Raw genomic sequence first — 706 nt, forward strand, 5'->3', positions numbered from 1 at the left:
GCGTAGTGCAGGAGCGCGATGCGCGCGGTGCGGTTGGGGTCGTACTCGATGTGTGCGACCTTCGCCGGGACGCCGTCCTTGTCATGACGGCGGAAGTCGATCACGCGGTACGCGCGCTTGTGTCCGCCACCCTGGTGGCGAACGGTCACGCGACCGGCGTTGTTACGACCGCCCTTGCTGTGCAGCGGGCGGACCAGCGACTTCTCCGGCGTGGACCGCGTGATCTCGACGAAGTCGGCGACGCTGGAGCCACGACGGCCCGGAGTCGTCGGCTTGTACTTGCGGATACCCATTTCTCAGTCCTCGGAAGATTCCGGACTTCTGGACGTTCCGATCTCCGTTAGGAGACCGGGCCGCCGAAGATGTCGATACGGTCGCCCTCGGCGAGGGTCACGATGGCGCGCTTGGTGTCCTTGCGCTTGCCGAAACCGGTCTTGGTCCGCTTGCGCTTACCCTGCCGGTTGATCGTGTTGACCCCAGTGACCTTGACCGAGAAGACCGCCTCGACGGCCTGCTTGATCTGGGTCTTGTTCGCGCGCGGGTCGACGATGAACGTGTACTTGTTCTCGTCAAGCAGCGCGTAGCTCTTCTCCGAGACCACCGGCTTGACCAGGATGTCACGGGGGTCCGTGAAGGTCTTGCTGGTGATCGTCTGCGCGGTTGCCTCACTCATCAGGCGTCGCTCCCTTCGAGCTCGGCCTCGGAG

At 64.3% G+C, this 706-nt stretch carries 1 protein-coding gene and 1 pseudogene; both read right to left on the reverse strand.

Going from position 1 to position 706, the window contains the following annotated elements; all coding sequences use genetic code 11:
- Positions 1-293, reverse strand: a pseudogene (locus tag KUM32_RS38555) (50S ribosomal protein L2); the annotation flags it as partial.
- 47 nt (positions 294-340) lie between these two features.
- Entirely contained in the window at positions 341-673 is a 333-nt protein-coding gene (rplW, locus tag KUM32_RS38560; RefSeq protein ID WP_187064898.1) for a 50S ribosomal protein L23, read from the reverse strand.
- Between the last annotated feature and the right edge of the window lie 33 nt (positions 674-706).

The sequence above is a fragment of the Streptomyces sp. AC627_RSS907 genome, from assembly GCF_019049165.1.

Bases quoted from the DNA above. Each gene is read 5' to 3' on its own strand.
- rplW (WP_187064898.1), bottom strand. From the start codon at position 673: ATGAGTGAGGCAACCGCGCAGACGATCACCAGCAAGACCTTCACGGAC.